This is a genomic window from Sinorhizobium psoraleae (assembly GCF_013283645.1).
In the GTDB taxonomy this organism is placed as follows: Bacteria; Pseudomonadota; Alphaproteobacteria; order Rhizobiales; family Rhizobiaceae; genus Sinorhizobium; species Sinorhizobium psoraleae.
This window is the reverse complement of sequence record NZ_JABEKV010000002.1, coordinates 1,307,264-1,322,803: the sequence shown is the minus strand read 5'-3', so window position 1 is coordinate 1,322,803 and position 15,540 is coordinate 1,307,264. Positions and strand designations below refer to the sequence as shown.

The 15,540-nt window shown below is 58.7% G+C and carries 10 protein-coding genes; 5 read left to right on the top strand and 5 right to left on the bottom strand.

What is annotated here, in order from left to right:
• The first annotated feature begins 16 nt into the window (after window positions 1–16).
• The 3 genes from ILFOPFJJ_RS15025 to ILFOPFJJ_RS15015 all read left to right on the top strand — a co-directional run bounded on the left by ILFOPFJJ_RS15025 (window position 17) and on the right by ILFOPFJJ_RS15015 (window position 4,310).
• The gene (locus tag ILFOPFJJ_RS15025; RefSeq protein WP_173511310.1) at window positions 17–2,095 is read left to right on the top strand and encodes a hydantoinase/oxoprolinase family protein; all 2,079 of its coding nucleotides are present in this window, start codon (window positions 17–19) and stop codon (window positions 2,093–2,095) included.
• A 31-nt stretch (window positions 2,096–2,126) separates the two neighbouring features.
• Window positions 2,127–3,743, top strand: coding sequence for a hydantoinase B/oxoprolinase family protein (locus ILFOPFJJ_RS15020; protein WP_173511309.1), 1,617 nt, complete (start codon window positions 2,127–2,129; stop codon window positions 3,741–3,743).
• A 120-nt stretch (window positions 3,744–3,863) separates the two neighbouring features.
• Window positions 3,864–4,310, top strand: a complete 447-nt coding sequence (locus ILFOPFJJ_RS15015) for an SRPBCC family protein (RefSeq protein WP_173511308.1) — start codon at window positions 3,864–3,866, stop codon at window positions 4,308–4,310.
• Between the two features lie 33 nt (window positions 4,311–4,343).
• On the opposite strand, the gene ILFOPFJJ_RS15010 is transcribed toward ILFOPFJJ_RS15015, so the two are convergent.
• Both ILFOPFJJ_RS15010 and ILFOPFJJ_RS15005 read right to left on the bottom strand, forming a co-directional pair.
• A complete protein-coding gene (locus ILFOPFJJ_RS15010; RefSeq protein ID WP_173511307.1) occupies window positions 4,344–5,084 on the bottom strand; it encodes a sulfotransferase family 2 domain-containing protein in 741 nt (246 codons plus the stop codon).
• A 310-nt stretch (window positions 5,085–5,394) separates the two neighbouring features.
• Window positions 5,395–7,200: an ABC transporter ATP-binding protein gene (locus ILFOPFJJ_RS15005; RefSeq protein WP_173511306.1), complete on the bottom strand. Its 1,806-nt coding sequence runs from the start codon at window positions 7,198–7,200 to the stop codon at window positions 5,395–5,397.
• Between the two features lie 331 nt (window positions 7,201–7,531).
• Between ILFOPFJJ_RS15005 and ILFOPFJJ_RS15000 the strand changes: the two genes are divergently transcribed.
• Window positions 7,532–8,848: a polysaccharide pyruvyl transferase family protein gene (locus tag ILFOPFJJ_RS15000; protein ID WP_173511305.1), complete on the top strand. Its 1,317-nt coding sequence runs from the start codon at window positions 7,532–7,534 to the stop codon at window positions 8,846–8,848.
• Window positions 8,849–9,702: 854 nt separating this feature from the next.
• Here ILFOPFJJ_RS15000 and ILFOPFJJ_RS14995 read toward each other — a convergent pair.
• The gene (locus tag ILFOPFJJ_RS14995; RefSeq protein ID WP_173511528.1) at window positions 9,703–11,748 is read right to left on the bottom strand and encodes an acyltransferase family protein; all 2,046 of its coding nucleotides are present in this window, start codon (window positions 11,746–11,748) and stop codon (window positions 9,703–9,705) included.
• A 201-nt stretch (window positions 11,749–11,949) separates the two neighbouring features.
• A complete protein-coding gene (locus ILFOPFJJ_RS14990) occupies window positions 11,950–12,939 on the bottom strand; it encodes a KpsF/GutQ family sugar-phosphate isomerase (RefSeq protein ID WP_173511304.1) in 990 nt (329 codons plus the stop codon).
• A 253-nt stretch (window positions 12,940–13,192) separates the two neighbouring features.
• Here ILFOPFJJ_RS14990 and ILFOPFJJ_RS14985 point away from each other — a divergent pair, with 253 nt between their 5' ends.
• On the top strand, window positions 13,193–13,930 hold the full coding sequence (locus ILFOPFJJ_RS14985) for a hypothetical protein (RefSeq protein ID WP_173511527.1): 738 nt from the start codon (window positions 13,193–13,195) through the stop codon (window positions 13,928–13,930).
• Here the strand turns inward: ILFOPFJJ_RS14985 and ILFOPFJJ_RS14980 are convergent.
• Window positions 13,906–15,399: an ArnT family glycosyltransferase gene (locus tag ILFOPFJJ_RS14980; protein WP_246299615.1), complete on the bottom strand. Its 1,494-nt coding sequence runs from the start codon at window positions 15,397–15,399 to the stop codon at window positions 13,906–13,908. The two genes, ILFOPFJJ_RS14985 and ILFOPFJJ_RS14980, sit on opposite strands and share 25 nt — an antisense overlap.
• Window positions 15,400–15,540: the final 141 nt, after the last annotated feature.

Below are 15,540 nucleotides of genomic sequence, written 5' to 3'. Positions count from 1 at the left end.
TTAGGCGGAGAGCGACATGCCATATTCACTGGGTATCGATATCGGCGGCACGTTCACGGATCTGGTTCTCTTTGATCCGGAGAGCGGCGTTCAGCACAATCTGAAAATCCTGACCACGCCCGAAGAGCCTGAAAAGGCCGTCATCAACGGCACGCGGCAGATGATTGAGAAGGTTGGGATCAAAGCCGCCGACATCAACCGCGTGGTGCATGCGACGACCCTTTTCACCAATGCCATGATTGAGCGCAAAGGTGCCGTCACCGGCCTTATCACCACCGCCGGTTTTCGCGACGTGCTGGAAGTCGGCCGCGAGCGCAAATTCGAGCTCTATGACATCTTCATCGAAATGCCGGAAGCATTGGTTCCGCGCACGCTCCGCTTCGAGGCTATGGAACGTATGTCGCCGGCGGGCGAAGTGGAAGTGGCGCTCCATAAGGCGAGCCTGAAGGAGGCCTGCGACAAGCTGATCGCCGAAGGCGTCAACTCGATCGCCGTCAGCTTCCTGCACTCATATGCCAACCCCGCGCATGAGCGCGAGGCAGCCGCCTTCATCCAGGAGAACTATCCGGACGTATTCGTCACGACGTCATTCGAGGTCGCTCCGGAAATCCGTGAATACGAGCGCACGTCCACCACCGTCGCGAATGCCTATGTTAAGCCGCTCGCAGCCGCCTATCTTGGCCGACTTGAAGCGCAGCTTCGCGAGATGGGCGTCAACGCGCCGCTCTTCCTGATGGTGTCCTCGGGTGGACTGACCCACATCGGCGAAGCCCGCCGCACACCGATTCAACTTCTGGAATCCGGCCCGGCCGCCGGGGCGCTGTCTGCTGCCTTCTTCGGCGGGCGCAGCGACGTCAATCATGTGCTTGCCTTCGATATGGGCGGCACGACGGCCAAGCTCAGCGTCGTCGACAATGGCGAGCCGCTGGTCGCCTACAAGTTCGAGGCGGCGCGCACCCGTCGCTTTAAGGAAGGCAGTGGCCTGCCGATCAAGATTTCCACCATTGACCTGATTGAAATCGGCGCCGGCGGCGGCAGCATCGCCCATGTCGACAATATGGGCCTGATGAAGGTCGGCCCGGAAAGCGCGAGCTCCCGTCCGGGTCCGGCCTGCTACGGTCTTGGCGGCACCATGCCAACCGTCACCGACGCCAACCTAGCGCTCGGCTACCTCAATCCGGACTTCTTCGCCGGCGGCACCATGACCGTCGATACCGGCAAGGCGCGCGAGGCGATCGGCGGGCTCTCCGAGGAGACCGGGCTCTCGGTCAGTGAACTCGCGTGGGGCGTGCACGACATTGTCAACGAGAACATGGCAAGTGCAGCTCGCGTCCACGTCGCCGAGCGCGGCAAGGACCTGCGCAAATACGTGTTGGTGACGACCGGCGGCGGCGGCCCACTGCATGGCTACCAGGTCGCCCGCAAGCTCGGCCTGAAACGCCTCGTGTGCCCGCCGGCAGCCGGCGTCGCCTCGGCGCTTGGCCTCTTGATCGCGCCGGCACGCGTCGATCGCGTCGCCACCATTGCCCGCCCCGTTTCCGACCTCGATTGGACTGAACTTGAGGCGACCTATGCCAGCCTCGAAAGCGAGGCGCGCGCGACGATTAACGAGACCGTTCCGGAAGCTTCGGAAATCACGGTGCGCCGTCTTGCCGATATGCGCTATATCGGCCAGGGCTTCGAGCTGGTGGTCAACCTGCCGGAAGGTCCTTATGACGGCACTAGCCGCGAGGTGATCCTGGAGAAGTTCCGCGCCGCCTATCGGGACGTCTTCACTCTCAACCCCCCGACCGATCGCATCGAGATCGTCAACATCCGCGTCACGGTCTCCGCTCCGACTGGTATGGCCGGCGCGGGCGAGAGCGATGCCAAGGGCTCGACCGACGCTGCGGTGAAGCACGTGCGCAAAGTTTACTTCCCGGAAGTGAAGGACTTTGTCGAGACGCGCGTCTTCGAGCGCTCCAAGTTGCCGGCCGGCATCACCATCAAGGGCCCGGCCGTGGTCGAGGAGCCGGAATCGACCCTGATCGTCGGACCAGAAGGCACGCTCACCGTCGAGCCGAGCGGCAACATCCTCGTCGACATCGCTGCCTGAGTTTTAACCGTTTCCGAACAAGGACACCCAAATGTCTAGACAACCCGTTCGTTTCGATGCCGTCACCCTGGAAGTCATCTGGACGCGCCTGGTCTCTGTCGTTGACGAGGCCGCCGCAGCCCTCGTACGCAGCTCGTTTTCCACGCTCGTGCGCGAATCCTACGACTTCTCGTGCATCATCACCGACACCAAGGGTCGCTGCTTGGGGCAAGCGACCGACTCCATTCCCTCCTTCATCGGCACCCTGCCGAAGACGGTGCGCCACTTCCTCGACCATTTTCCGGCCGAGACACTGAAGCCCGGCGACGTCCTCATCACCAATGATCCGTGGATGGGCACCGGCCACCTGCCGGACCTGACGGTCGCCAAGCCGCTTTTCCGCGACGGCAAGCATGTAGGCTTTGCCGCAAGCACCACGCACTCGCCCGACATGGGCGGTCGCACCGGGACGGCCGACATCCGGGACGTCTTCGAAGAAGGCCTCCAGGTGCCGATGCTGAAACTGATGGACGCAGGCCGCATCGATCAGACCTTCATCAGCCTGCTGCGCAAGAATGTGCGGGTGCCGGACCAGGTGGTCGGAGACCTCTGGGCGCAGGTCTCGGCGCTCGAATTGATGGAACGCCGCCTGTTCGACCTGATGAGCGATTATCAGCTCGACGAGCTCGAGGGCCTTGCCGACGAAATCCTCGATCGTTCGGAAGCTGCGATGCGCGGGGCAATCCGTGCTTTTCCCGACGGCACCTATACCTACGAGCTCCAAACCGACGGGATCGTGGAGCCTGTGACCATCAAGATCGCCGTGAAGGTTAAGGGCGATAGCATCCTGGTGGACTATGACGGCACCTCGCCCCAGGTCGACCGCGCGATCAATGTGGCGCTCTGCTACACCTACGCACAGACGGTCTACGGCCTGAAGTGCATTCTTGCGCCGGACATGCTCAACAACGACGGCGCGCTGCGTCCGATCGAGGTGATCGCGCCGGAAGGATCAATCCTCAACCATCGCTATCCGGCCTCCGGTCAGACCCGCACGCTCGTCGGCCATTTCCTGCCATTTGCCGTCTTCGGCGCTATTTCCAAGGCCGCGCCGGAGCGAGTCGCAGCCGGTCCCGGCTCGCCGCTTTGGAGCCTCCAGGCTTCCGGCGTCAATGACAAGGGCGAAACCTACGTCAACAAGTTCTTCTTCAACGGCGGCACCGGCGGCACAGCGCAACGCGACGGCTACAACGTTCTAAGCTGGCCATCGAACATCTCCTGCGTGCCGGTCGAGATGATGGAGCAGCAGTCGAATTTCCGCGTCATGCATAAGCGCCTGCGCGAGGGGTCGGCCGGCAGCGGCAAGCATCGCGGCGGGCTTGGACAGGAGACGCTTCTGGAATACCGCTCCGAACGCCCTGTCGTTGTCGGCTTCCATGCCGAGCGCACGGTGATCGCGCCTCCCGGCATCAATGGTGGCGAGGACGGTAAGACCGGCATTCTGGAAATCAACGGCAAGCCGCTCACTCCTGCCCAGCAGAAGGTGCAGCACGTTATCCGCGCTGGCGATCGCATTCACCTCAAGACGCCCGGAGGTGCGGGCTTTGGCGCTCCCGCCAACCGCGACGGTGCGCTTATCAGCCGAGACAGGAAGGCCGGTTATGCCTGATCGTTAGGATTGAAAAGGATAGCACCTCTTAAGAGCGAGCGTCTTTTCCCGTGAACAAGTGTCGACATGCACTGCGCGGTCCGCGCGGTGCTTCGATATCCATCATTCAAGGAGCATGCGATGAAACTGAATGGCGAGCAGAGCCTTCCCTGCGACATCGATCGGGCGTGGGAACTTCTCCTGGATCCAGACGTCCTGCAAGCCTGCATTCCGGGCTGCGAAAGCCTCACACGTCATTCGGCAGAGTCCTTTTCTGCCGTAGTAGCGATCAAAGTCGGTCCGGTGAAGGCACGGTTCACCGGCGATGTGGTGCTCAGCGACCTGACGCCACCTTATTCCTGCCGGATCTCTGGCAAGGGCGCGGGCGGGATCGCCGGCTTCGCTGAAGGCGGGGCGACGATGTCGCTTGTAGCGGAGGGGGAGGGAACACTTCTCAGATATAACGTCGACGCTCAGGTCGGCGGCAAGCTCGCTCAGCTTGGCGCACGGCTGATCGATTCGACGGCGAAGAAGCTCGCACAGGAGTTCTTCCAACGATTGGAGGTCCAGATCACCGAACTTGCTTGATCGAACTCCACTCGCTCCCAGAGACACCGGGCGCTAATCGGGAAAACGGTATTTGAAACGCTCGATCTCGGGACCGAAAAGTCGTTCGACGCGCTCACGGTCGCCCGGTTTATAGTAGCTGTGAATGTCGGGCCGTGTCGGGTTCGCCTTCGCTCTTATCAGAAAGCGATCGTCAAACGGCAGGCCGAGTCTGTCGCATATCATGCGTAGATCCTCCGAGAGGCGCTCCTGCCGTCCTACGAAATCCACAACGATCTCGTTGTTATTGGTGTAGAGTTGCCAGGATTCCCAGTTAATACGCTCCCTCTTGGCGGCGCCTTCTTCGATCAAGCAGAGCATTTGCGAGAAGCTCGGCCGCGTTTCCGCCTTCCTGTAGTGCCAGTTGTAAATTGAAACGGCACGCTCGAATGGGTTCCGCACGAAGCAGAACTTGAAGTACTGTTTCCAGGCAGAAGGATCGAAGGCCTCGATTTCGCTTGCGCCTGAATGATCCGCGAGCTTGCCTGCAAAGCGACGGCTGAGAGCAGCCCCGGCCAATGAATCGACTTTGCCGTTGCGGACGAGCGTTTTCGCGATCTTGAATGGAGAGAGATGGCAAAAGATAGCGATCAATGCTAGCCGATTTGCATTCGCTCCATTGCCGAGCGCATCCTTCCAGGACCCGAGTTGCAGGTCCCATGGCCCGAATTCGCGAGCAAGATAAGCGGAGATCGTGCTGCCGGCGGTTTTGGGTATGTGGATGAAAATGAATTTATGGCGATGGGATATAATCATTGCCTGGCCAATCCTTAGCCGGAAAGTTGAACCGGCGAGTGATCATGAACACGATGACGGCAGCAAGCTGACGCCAATGCCCGCCGTCTCGGCGTCCTGTGCATTGTCTCGATTTCGCAAGCTTGGGCGGCCGCACCAGATCCCCCCGCTTAAGGGCGAATCGCCCTTGCGACTGCCTGTGCCACTCGACGATAAAGCCAAACGTGGAGCGTGATGCGCAGCAAGGAAGCGGGCTGCCAGAAGGGTTTCCGATCTGGATACCCGCGATCCGCTGAGGATCGCTACTCGCCGGCGAGATGTCGAGCACGAGCTAGGTGACATCGGTTCCCACGGTCAATTCCAAGTCGCCACCTTGCAGATTGTGGAGGCGAGCGTAGAGACCCTCAGGACGATGCGCGAGCTCCTCATGCGTCCCCTCCTCGACGACCAGACCCTGCTTCATCACGACGATCTTGTCAGCATTGACGACGGTGGAAAGCCGGTGGGCGATAACGATGACAGTGCGACCGCTCATCGCCTGATCGAGCGCCTCCTGAACAGCAGCCTCGGATTCGGTGTCGAGAGCGGAGGTGGCTTCGTCGAGAAGGAGGATCGGCGCATTGCGAACGAGCGCACGAGCGATCGACAGCCGCTGGCGCTGGCCGCCGGAAAGCGTCATCCCCTGTTCACCGACGGGGGTATCGTAGCCCTGCGGTTGCGCGAGGATGAAATCATGCGCATAGGCAAGCCTCGCCGCCTCTTCGATTTCCGCATCCGTGGCCTCCGGCCGCCCGTAGCGGATATTGTCGCGGATGGAACCTTCGAAGAGGTAGGGTTGCTGCGAGACATAGGCGAGCCCATTGCGCAGCGATTGCTTGGTGACAGCGGCGATGTCCTGGCCATCGACCAGAATTTGGCCCGACTGCGGATCGTAGAATCGCGGGACAAGGCTTATGATAGTGGACTTGCCGGCGCCGGACGCGCCGACAAGCGCGGTCGTTTTGCCACCCTCCGCGCGGAAGCTGACACCCTTCAGGATCTCCTCGCCATTGGCATAGGAGAAGCGCACGTCGCGAAACTCGACAGTCGCTTCGCTAAAGGTCAGCTCCGTGGCACCCGGCAGGTCTCGCTGGTGCGGAGCGGTATCCAGAACCTCATAAAGCATGCGTGCGTTGACGGCGGCGCGCTCCAGCGACAGCTGCAGACGAGCCAGCCGCCGGGCCGGGTCGTACGCCATGAGAAGCGCGGTCACAAAGGCAAAGAAGGCGCCCGGGGGCACGTTGCTGTAGATGATGCGGAACGTGGCGTAGGCAAGGACGCTCGAGATCGCCAGGCCTGCGAAGGTCTCCGTTAACGGCGCCGAGCGTTCGCTCAAGCGCGCGATGCGATTGGCCCGATTCTCGGCCCGATCGATGATCGCCTCGACCTTGCGCCGCAATTCCTCCTCCATAGTGAAGGCTTTGACGATGGAAATGCCCTGAATGGTCTCCTGCATCGCGCCGAGCACGCGGCTGTTGGCCTCAACCGCTTCGCGTGTCGCCAGACGCAGCCGCTTGGAGAGATAGCGAAGCCCAAACAGCAACGGCGGAGCGACGAGAAGGATGACAAGTGACAGCAGCCAGTCCTTGCTGATCATGACGCCGACGAGGCCGATCAAAGTCAGAAGATCGCGAGCAATCGAGGTGACCGTCATATTGAGGACGTCACGGATACCGGCGATGTTCTGGTTGATCTTGGCTGTGAGCTGTGCCGAGCGCTTCTCCTGGAAATAGCCGACGCTCAGTGCCATTAGATGCGCGTAAAGCCGGCGTTTGTAACGGGCGACGATACTGTTGCCGATCTTCGACAAAGCGACGGCTTGTCCGTAAGTCGCCAAACCTCTCAGCACGAAGGCAGCAAAAATCGAAAAGCAGATGAGGAGAACCGCGTCGCCGCGCCTGTTGGCGAAAGCTTCGTTGACCACTGTTTCACTGATCCAGGCGATGAAACCCGTCGTCGCGGCCACAACTATCAGGCAGGCAATGGCAAACGCGTAGCCGCGGATATGGTCGCGTCCGTTTTCGGCAAAGACGCGCTTTAGGACCCCAGTGATCGTTTCGGGATCGATATCGTGCTGTTTCCGACCCTTGACGTTCAAGAAGCCTTCCCTGCAACCACCCATGGTGTTCTGTGCACTCGCGGAGCCCCTCGGTCTCTATAGTGTCTTGATGCCGCTTTGGCGAGTCCTGGTCGAGCCCACCCGCCCGGCTTTTCTAGCGGTGTCTCTCGCTGCAAACTTCGAAGGGTCTCGGGTGCGAGCAAGCCCGGAGAGGTTCTCTCTTTGCCATCAATTTGCCTTCCCACGTTTTCCGTCCCGTCGATTCTGCGACTGACGGAGGAGGTCCAGAAGATGTATCCCGCAGTTCTTGATACTCGGTTGTATTTTGTGCACTTATACGGCTGCATCCAACTCACCGGAACTAACGAAATTGTTCGAGGGGATAAAGTCCGCCTTACATTGGCGGCTCGCGAAGAATCTGAGGAAATTGAATCCTGACAAAGCTGCAAGGCACCTGGTGCTAGCAGTAACGGGACGCGGAGCCGACGTTTCCAAAGCGAGGCGCGCTGTGGGATTTCTCGTCGCAGACAAAATGTACTCGGACGCTCGTACTGTTTGCCGAGAGCACATATCTGCCGGCGATCCTTCCGGCTTTTGGCGACATTACGAGAGCTTCGTTGACGAGCTCGGAAGCTCTAACCGACACCAAGAAGTGCCTCGCTCGAAAATTAAGATTGCTCTGTTCAACGATACGGACTTCAGGGTCAATATCGGATGCCGGTTGACGAGCCAGGGCCTAAAGCAGCAAATTCTGGACGCGTTCCCGGAGGCCGAGATAACGTCCATCGGTTTCAACTTCGCGGCCTTCAGACAGGAATTCCCAAAAAACACATTCTCTGAACGGAATGAAGTCTCGGACACAGAAAGCCGACTTTCTGCCGCGTATGGCAAAGACGCTATCGATCATATAACGGCCGCCGATTTTGTGATCCTGCAGCCGGAGGGGTCGTTGGATCATAGGACAACGGCAGAAGGGCTCGCGACTTTCTTCACTCCTGTCCTTGCCGCCAGGAAGCTGGGCAAGCCGTTCGCGGTCTTGAACGGAACTATACCTATCTACGACGACGAACGATCAGACTATCTTAGAAAGCTCTTCCGCAAGCTCGGTAATGTCGCCGCCCGCGACGAAATCTCAGCTGAATATTACGGAATCGAATTTCTAGAGGATGCTGCGTTCCTTCGGATAGCGCCAGAACCTTGGTCCGAGCGCGACGGCTGCCTGATAACCACCGGAGCCAGGAACAATGCCGACGAAGACGTTTGGATCCTAAAGGCCGCACTGCGGGCTTGCCACGCGTTGAGGCTTCGGCCAGTTGTTCTTACGCATGCAGTTGAGCGTTTCAATGCTTATGAAGCGGAGATCATTGCCCGTGGCGGTGTTTTTGCTGAGACAGCCAGCATCGAACGTGCTGCCGAGACGATCTCAAAATGCCGCCTGCACATCGGTGGCCGATATCACATGGCCATTTTCGGTCTCCTCTGTAACGTCCCTTCGCTGCTCTTCGACGTCAAAACGCACAAAAACCAGTGGCTAGAGCAATACTCACCTCTCATAAAACTTGTGCATCCGCAGACAGATCTCAACGCGGCGGCAGTTACGCTACTAAGCTATGGCGTGTCGCAAGACCATCGCGAAACAGGTATGGCGGACAAATACCTCCACTTCCTGAAGCGCGCCTATAGCTAAAGCAGCCGCCCATTCGTGGAAATCAGGGTGCACGATCATGAGCAGATTATCGCTGCCTGCCAAGGCCCGCAGGATTAAGCGAAATGGATAGTCGATAGGCTGGAACTCCGCGGCTGCCGGCCCGATGGCCTTTCTCGCCGATCGTCTATTTCCCACTGACAACTCTGAATCATGAAGCCCGCAACGTCTGCGGACCACCGAGCCTACCAGGTCGAGTTCAAGTAATATTTCCGACGATAACGGCGCGCCTGAGCAGAAGCGGCTTCGCCAATGACCGGCGCGAGGGGCGTGTCGCCAACTAGCGCCATTCGCGATAGTGCGAGACAGACAAAGGTCTACCCTCAATCGGTGAAATCGTGCTCGCCCCTCCGCCCACGGCCCATCTCAGAATTGCATCCGCCTCCGCATGCATCCTTGCTCTGATCTCGGCTTGCTCCACTTCATTGGAGGCGCATTGCGGCGATATACGTTCGAGGGCACTGAGAACGTCATACTTCAGGTCAGCAAAAGGGGTGTCCCTGACCTTACTGGTTACAAGGAGTTTTACCAGAAACTCCAGGGTCGCGACCCGCAGCCGGTCATCGTCGATATGCAAACTTCCGCCCTCCCCCGGGTGATTGCACGCTTGCTGGCAGACTAACAGCAGCGTTGATCGTTTGCAATTTAGACTGCAGCGCCGCGCATCCAATCGGACGGGCAAGATTGCTGCAGCACTTGGAATTGCGGCAGCCGTGGTGGAAGCGAGGCCGTGCAATCAGCAAAGCCATTGGATGATCGAGACGGCCTCGCGTCCATTCGGTCGACGACAAACACGCGCACGAGCACCATTTCGGCTTCTTCTTTGAATGGGATGATCAAGATCTCGGTTCAGAACTCAAATACTGGACACCCCCTCGCACGATGTTCAGCACCGGTCGGAAGAGTGCCGAGAGACTTTCCGCACCTTTCGCTGACAGGTGATCTCCGTCCTTGTAGAGAACGGTGCCCTCGCGCATGACATGACACCTGGTGCCGTCGCAGATCAAGTTCATCGGGTCGACGATCAAAGCTCCGCTTGATTTTGCCGCTTCACTCAACACCCGCCGAGCCAAGGCTTGCCGCATCTTCGTGTATTCAAGGGGAGGGGCAATGTCGAGCGGGCGTCCTGACACAACGGCTCGTGCGAGGGCTTCGGGGACTTCGTGTCCCATCTCTGGGACATCCATCACCAGGACTGCCTTTGTTCCTTGCCGAGCCAGCTTGGTCAAAGTCATGTTGAGACCTGTCCTGACCGGCGCTGACCAATCTGGCAGCGAGGGTTCGACGCGAGGATCAAAAAAGACGCCCTCGCCAGGAAGTTCTGCCCGGTGGACGTACTTCGGCCAAAAGCCAACCATGAAAACGAAGGCGAACCTCTTCTGCTCGATCAGTGACATCACGGCGGAATTGTACTCGATACACCGCTTGACCGCTGCCGGGCCGGCGAAATCCGTATTTGGCAAAGGCGGGCACGATGCGCGCCCGACGAACATGCCGGACATGCCCATTTGACGAGCCGCAACGTCGATCGCAGGAGCGATGGCCGCGGCATGAGAATCTCCCCACACAAGGAACTGCGGCTCGCTTGCAGTGTCGATGCCCACCCTGCAAAGATTCCCCCTCCTTATCTGGGCCGGTGTCAGACCTTCTCCATTTGAATCGGCGAAACACCGCTCAGAGAAGAATCGGCTCTCATCATAGGTGGCTTGGTAAAGCGCGCGGGCCTCTTCCGGCAACCTTTGGGGAATGCCTTGTAGACCGTTGACGATGCCAGCGAAGGCGACCGCCGAAAAAATCGCAGCGCTGCTCACGCCGGTGATGGCGACGGGCGAATATGCCATCCTGCCATATCGCGCAGGCTGCTCGACGAACCTCCACGAAACATAGGCTAGCGCGAACGACATCGCCACGACGCTCAGCGCCCATCCGGTTGTAAGTTCGTGGCCAAGCCCATAGCGCGCGAACACAATCAACGGCCAATGCCAGAGGTAGAGGGAATATGAAATGCGTCCGGTGAAGACAGAAACCGGACTACTTAGAAGGCGCGCAATCAAGCCGCTCCGACAGTGCGCGTGGATCATAAGGGCTGTACCAAGGCAGGGCACTGCGGCATAGGCGCCGGGAAAGGGCGTGTCAGGAGTATAGGTAAAAACAGCTAGGAATATCGCCAGCAGTCCGAGTGCCGCCAGTACCTGCGCCCCCCGAGCGGCATAGGCGGGGCGCGGAGCAATGGCAACAAGAACTCCGGTCAGTAACTCCCAAATGCGAAAATGAAGCAAGTAGAATGCTTTTTCGGGAGAGTGTGTGATCCCCCAAGTGCTTGCCCCGAAGGACAGGAGTGCCACCGCCAACACGATCGCAAATATGTGCCTGCGCGCGAATTTGAAGCAAAGGAAGACCGCGACGGGAAAAATCAGGTAAAATTGCTCTTCCACAGACAAAGACCAGGTATGGAGCAATGGCTTCATCTCTGCGGCAACATCAAAATAACCGCTTTCGCTACGGAACAGAACGTTCGAAGTGAATAAAGCAGCGGCCTGAACACTATCGCCGAAGTAGCGGAACTCCTGCGGCATGAGCAAAAACCACGCTGCCACGGTTGAAACCGCGATCATCGAGAACAGAGCCGGGAAAATGCGCCTCATCCGTCGAACGTAGAACGCCCGGAAACTAAAGCTGCCGCGCTCGAGCTCGGTCAGGATGATCCTCGCCATGAAGAACCCGGACAGCACAAAGAAAACGTCAACCCCGACGAATCCTCCTGAGAACGACCTGAAGCCGGCGTGAAAGAGGAGCACCGGCAAGATCGCCACGGCTCGCAAACCGTCCAGGTCCGGCCGATATTCGAAGTCTTGGTGGGTTACTGCCAAGCTGCTCCCCATTGCCGAGACCTGCCGCCTAAAGCCAGCGGCATTTGCGTTCATCCCTGCAGAGCCGTGCGTCCAATAAGACGCGCAAAGTCGCTGCAGAGCATTGAGTTGCTACATGGTTTTGTCCCTGAATTGATCCCAACTCTAGGGATCATCAGTTGAATAGTACGCTGCGCTACTTAGGACACCGGCCCGTCAGCCATCCAGTCGGCCTTACGCAACGCCGGCACGCAGAAGATCGTGGACGTGCAAGATGCCTAGCGGCCGACGCAGATCATCGATCAGGAATAGCACCGTGATCTTTTGCGACTGCATCATTTCCATTGCCGCGCTGGCCAGCATTCCACCCGTAATCACCCTTGGCGTATGTGACATCACGGTCCCGACAGTGAGCAGCAAAAGATTCTCCGACATATGCCGCCGCAGATCCCCGTCGGTAATCACGCCAACAAGATCACCGTCACTACCAACTACACCGACGACCCCGAAACCCTTCGAGGACATCTGGATGAGCGCCTCGCTCATTGGACTGCCAATCGGCAATAGGGGCACGGCTTCGCCCGAATGGGCCAGCTCGTGTGCAAGAAGCAATTGAGAACCGAGTTTGCCGCCCGGATGAAACGTCTTGAAATCCTGAGCCGAAAAACCTCTCCGCTCAAGCAAGGCTATTGCGAGAGCATCCCCCACTGCCAACTGCAGCATCGCGGACGTGGTCGGGGCTAGCCCATGAGGGCATGCCTCCGACACTTTCGGCAGGACAATCGCGACCGTGGAGTTGCGAGCGATTATACTGTCGGGATTCGAGGTGACGGAAATCACGGGAACATTGAAGCGCTTGGCGTAAGTAAGCATATTCCCGAGTTCGACGGTCTCACCGGACCATGAAAGCAGAATAAGCAGATCCTGCGCCGTGATCATGCCAAGATCGCCGTGACTTGCTTCCGTCGGATGCACGAAATAGGCGGACGTGCCGGTAGAAGCGAGCGTTGCGGCGATCTTGCGTCCGATGTGACCGCTCTTGCCTATGCCCGCGACCACGACGCGGCCACTCCTCGAGGCGACCAGTTCGACGGCATCGACGAAACTACTACGCAGGGCCGCGTCACCCTCAAGACAAACCGCCAGCGCATCTATCCCGTCAGCAGCAGTGGCAATCGTGCGACGGATCGACGCCAATATCGCGTCGCTTACAATCATATCCATTTCTACACTGCCCGAACTATCGATGGCTGGAGTTGAACCTTCGAAATCAAATCAAAATGGCTAAATTGTGCGAGTTTGCGAGTATATCCCACACTTTCTGGCGCGTGACCGACAGAAAAACCAGGAAGTTGCATACTGCCCACAGCCCGAAGACGAAGACTGGGCGGCGAATGGACACGTGGCCGGGCTTGTGCGAGACATAAGGGCAGCCCTAAGTCAATCTCGCCTTCGCTACTTGGCCAATGGACTCGTGATGACGATTGAACCTGACGCGCTTGAAACATTGCGAGAAAAGCACCGCCGCTGGCTCTCGCGGCTCGGGATTCTCGATAGGCCGTGGCTGATCCTCGGCTCCGCACCGTCCCCCACGATACCACCGGATCTGATAGGACATTGCGCGCGCGTTGACGTTAATAACTCGGGCAAGACGGCCAACGCACTGGGTCTCCCGCGCGCCGATTTGACATTCCGGAAGCGGAAGAAGTCTTGGGAAGAGCATCCCTATGTAAGGACGAGAGGTCTGTTATGGCTCCATACGAAGCCTCTTTGGGTGATGTACCTGAAACTTCTTTCAATGCCGCGCGTGCGTTACAAGAGCCTGATGCGCGCCACCAAGGATGAGCGCGAGGCTATCGTAGACGTCGTGAGCGGCGGGCTTCCCTCTGATATTGGGGAGTTAGGGAAGGTGACGAACGGAGTTGCCGCCGTCTGCTACGGACTTTTCGTGGGGGTGCCGTCTGTGACCCTCGCCGGGTTCTCAGTCACCAAGATGGGCCATTCTTACGACGACAAGGGGAGAATCCGGCGGCAGATCGCCGAAGACACCTTCGTTCTGACGCGTTTGAAAAATCGAGGAAATGTCTTCACGACCGAGTTGGAGCTCTCTGAGCATATCGGTCTGCCTTTCGTTCGTGATAGAAGCGACATTGCCGCCAACATGGACGGCTCGGTCGGCCCGGACCGGCTTCACAGGAGGTCCGCCCAAACATAGGCAAAGGTGTATACGTCGCCCGGGCGCCCGGCGTTGTAGGGAACTGAGACGATCGTCGGCTTCGAATCGGCCATTCTGATGGGCATGGATCCCAGCAGGACCGAAATGCGAGGAGGAATCGCTTCGAGCCCTTTACCCTCTGCCGACCAAGCAGCCAGAATTCGTCCTGCCGGAAGCCGTTTCTCTGCCCCTTGGGAAAATCCGGTCAGGATGATCGGAGTGTCTGGAAACTGAATTCTGAAATTGCCCGCCACGATTCGGTCGTCAACGACAATAGCCACTGGTGGCGCACCGGTCTCAGCGCGCACAGCGGCGGCAAAGCCGCTATAGGGCGTGTGCGCGAAGGAATAGTCGCCGATCATCGGACCGATAAAGACCCTTGCCCACAGCATCAGGATGGCGCCGACGGAGAGGACGCCCGCTATCGAAAGAAGCGCGGGAAGGCGCCGGGCAGGATCCAGACCCGCGGCATCGATTTTTAGCGTGAGATAAAGCGGGAGAAGTGCCGTAAAAAGCGCCAGCCACTTCGGACGAATGTGGGTCGCATCCATTGCGACGACGATAACCGCGACCATGAGGAAACAGGCAACAAGCATCCTGCCGACGACCCTCGTCCAGAGACTCTCGGCGCGCAGGATCTTCCCGATGTCCGCATAGAAGATCAACCCGAAGACGGCAAGAATCAGCGCGACGCCCTTGAGTGTTGCAACTGCGAGGGAAACAAGCCCCTGGATGGCGTGCGGCAGCAGTGCACTGTCCGCTCCCTCCTTCATCTCAGCGACAGTGACACCAGTGGCATGGCCAATATTGTTGACGATCCAGAAGGCGTGGGGTGCCACAATCAACGCGCAAACCGCAGCCGAAGCGAGTACACGCCAGTCAAACAAATGTTTGCGCAGCATCGCTTCCGGCAAAATGGCAAGCAATGCCGCGACGGGGAGTATAACGAAGTTGTATTTGGAAATCGCCCCGAGCCCTACGGCAACGCCGACAAGCAAGTAGCGGCCAAGCCGGGGCGGTCTCTTTAGAGCTCGAAAAAAGGCATAAAGGAAGAGCGACACCGCAAATAATGCTGCGACGGTATGGGACAGGTCGCGCTGCGACAGAAGGAAAACTGGTGGCAGCGTCAGGACGCCCAGCACCGCCACCGTCGGGGCGAGCTCACTGCTCGCGAGTACACGCGCGGTAAAGCCGTAGAACAGAAGAAAGAGGAACAGAAGTCCGGTTTTTACGACAGTCAGCGATGCGACGGAGATTCCAAATAGGGCCACGACTCCATATTGAAGCCAGTTGTAGAAGGGTGGCTGGGCTCCGTATCCGAGAAGCAGATATTGAGAGAGCAGAGCTTGTTCGGACTCGTCGATCTCGAGCGAATCCGGGCGCAGTATTTTCAAGACGATGCTCAGCAGGCAATAACCGGCAATCAGAACGTATAAGAGGTTCGGTCGTCGAACCAGGAGACTGCGCATTCCCCCTCCCATCGTCCTCGCCCACACTGGTCGTAATCCAGCGGTCAAGCGACAAGCTACTAGGCGAAGTTGGAGGAATTTGCCAGACGCCCTCCTATGGCTACGAACTACAAAGCACAAGATTTCGCTTCATCTACAGGA

Coding starts and splice junctions, on each gene's coding strand:
- ILFOPFJJ_RS15025 (WP_173511310.1), top strand. CDS start 17: ATGCCATATTCACTGGGTATCGATATCGGCGGCACGTTCACGGATCTG.
- ILFOPFJJ_RS15020 (WP_173511309.1), top strand. CDS start 2,127: ATGTCTAGACAACCCGTTCGTTTCGATGCCGTCACCCTGGAAGTCATC.
- ILFOPFJJ_RS15015 (WP_173511308.1), top strand. CDS start 3,864: ATGAAACTGAATGGCGAGCAGAGCCTTCCCTGCGACATCGATCGGGCG.
- ILFOPFJJ_RS15010 (WP_173511307.1), bottom strand. CDS start 5,084: ATGATTATATCCCATCGCCATAAATTCATTTTCATCCACATACCCAAA.
- ILFOPFJJ_RS14995 (WP_173511528.1), bottom strand. CDS start 11,748: ATGGGGAGCAGCTTGGCAGTAACCCACCAAGACTTCGAATATCGGCCG.
- ILFOPFJJ_RS14990 (WP_173511304.1), bottom strand. CDS start 12,939: ATGGATATGATTGTAAGCGACGCGATATTGGCGTCGATCCGTCGCACG.
- ILFOPFJJ_RS14985 (WP_173511527.1), top strand. CDS start 13,193: ATGACGATTGAACCTGACGCGCTTGAAACATTGCGAGAAAAGCACCGC.
- ILFOPFJJ_RS14980 (WP_246299615.1), bottom strand. CDS start 15,399: ATGCGCAGTCTCCTGGTTCGACGACCGAACCTCTTATACGTTCTGATT.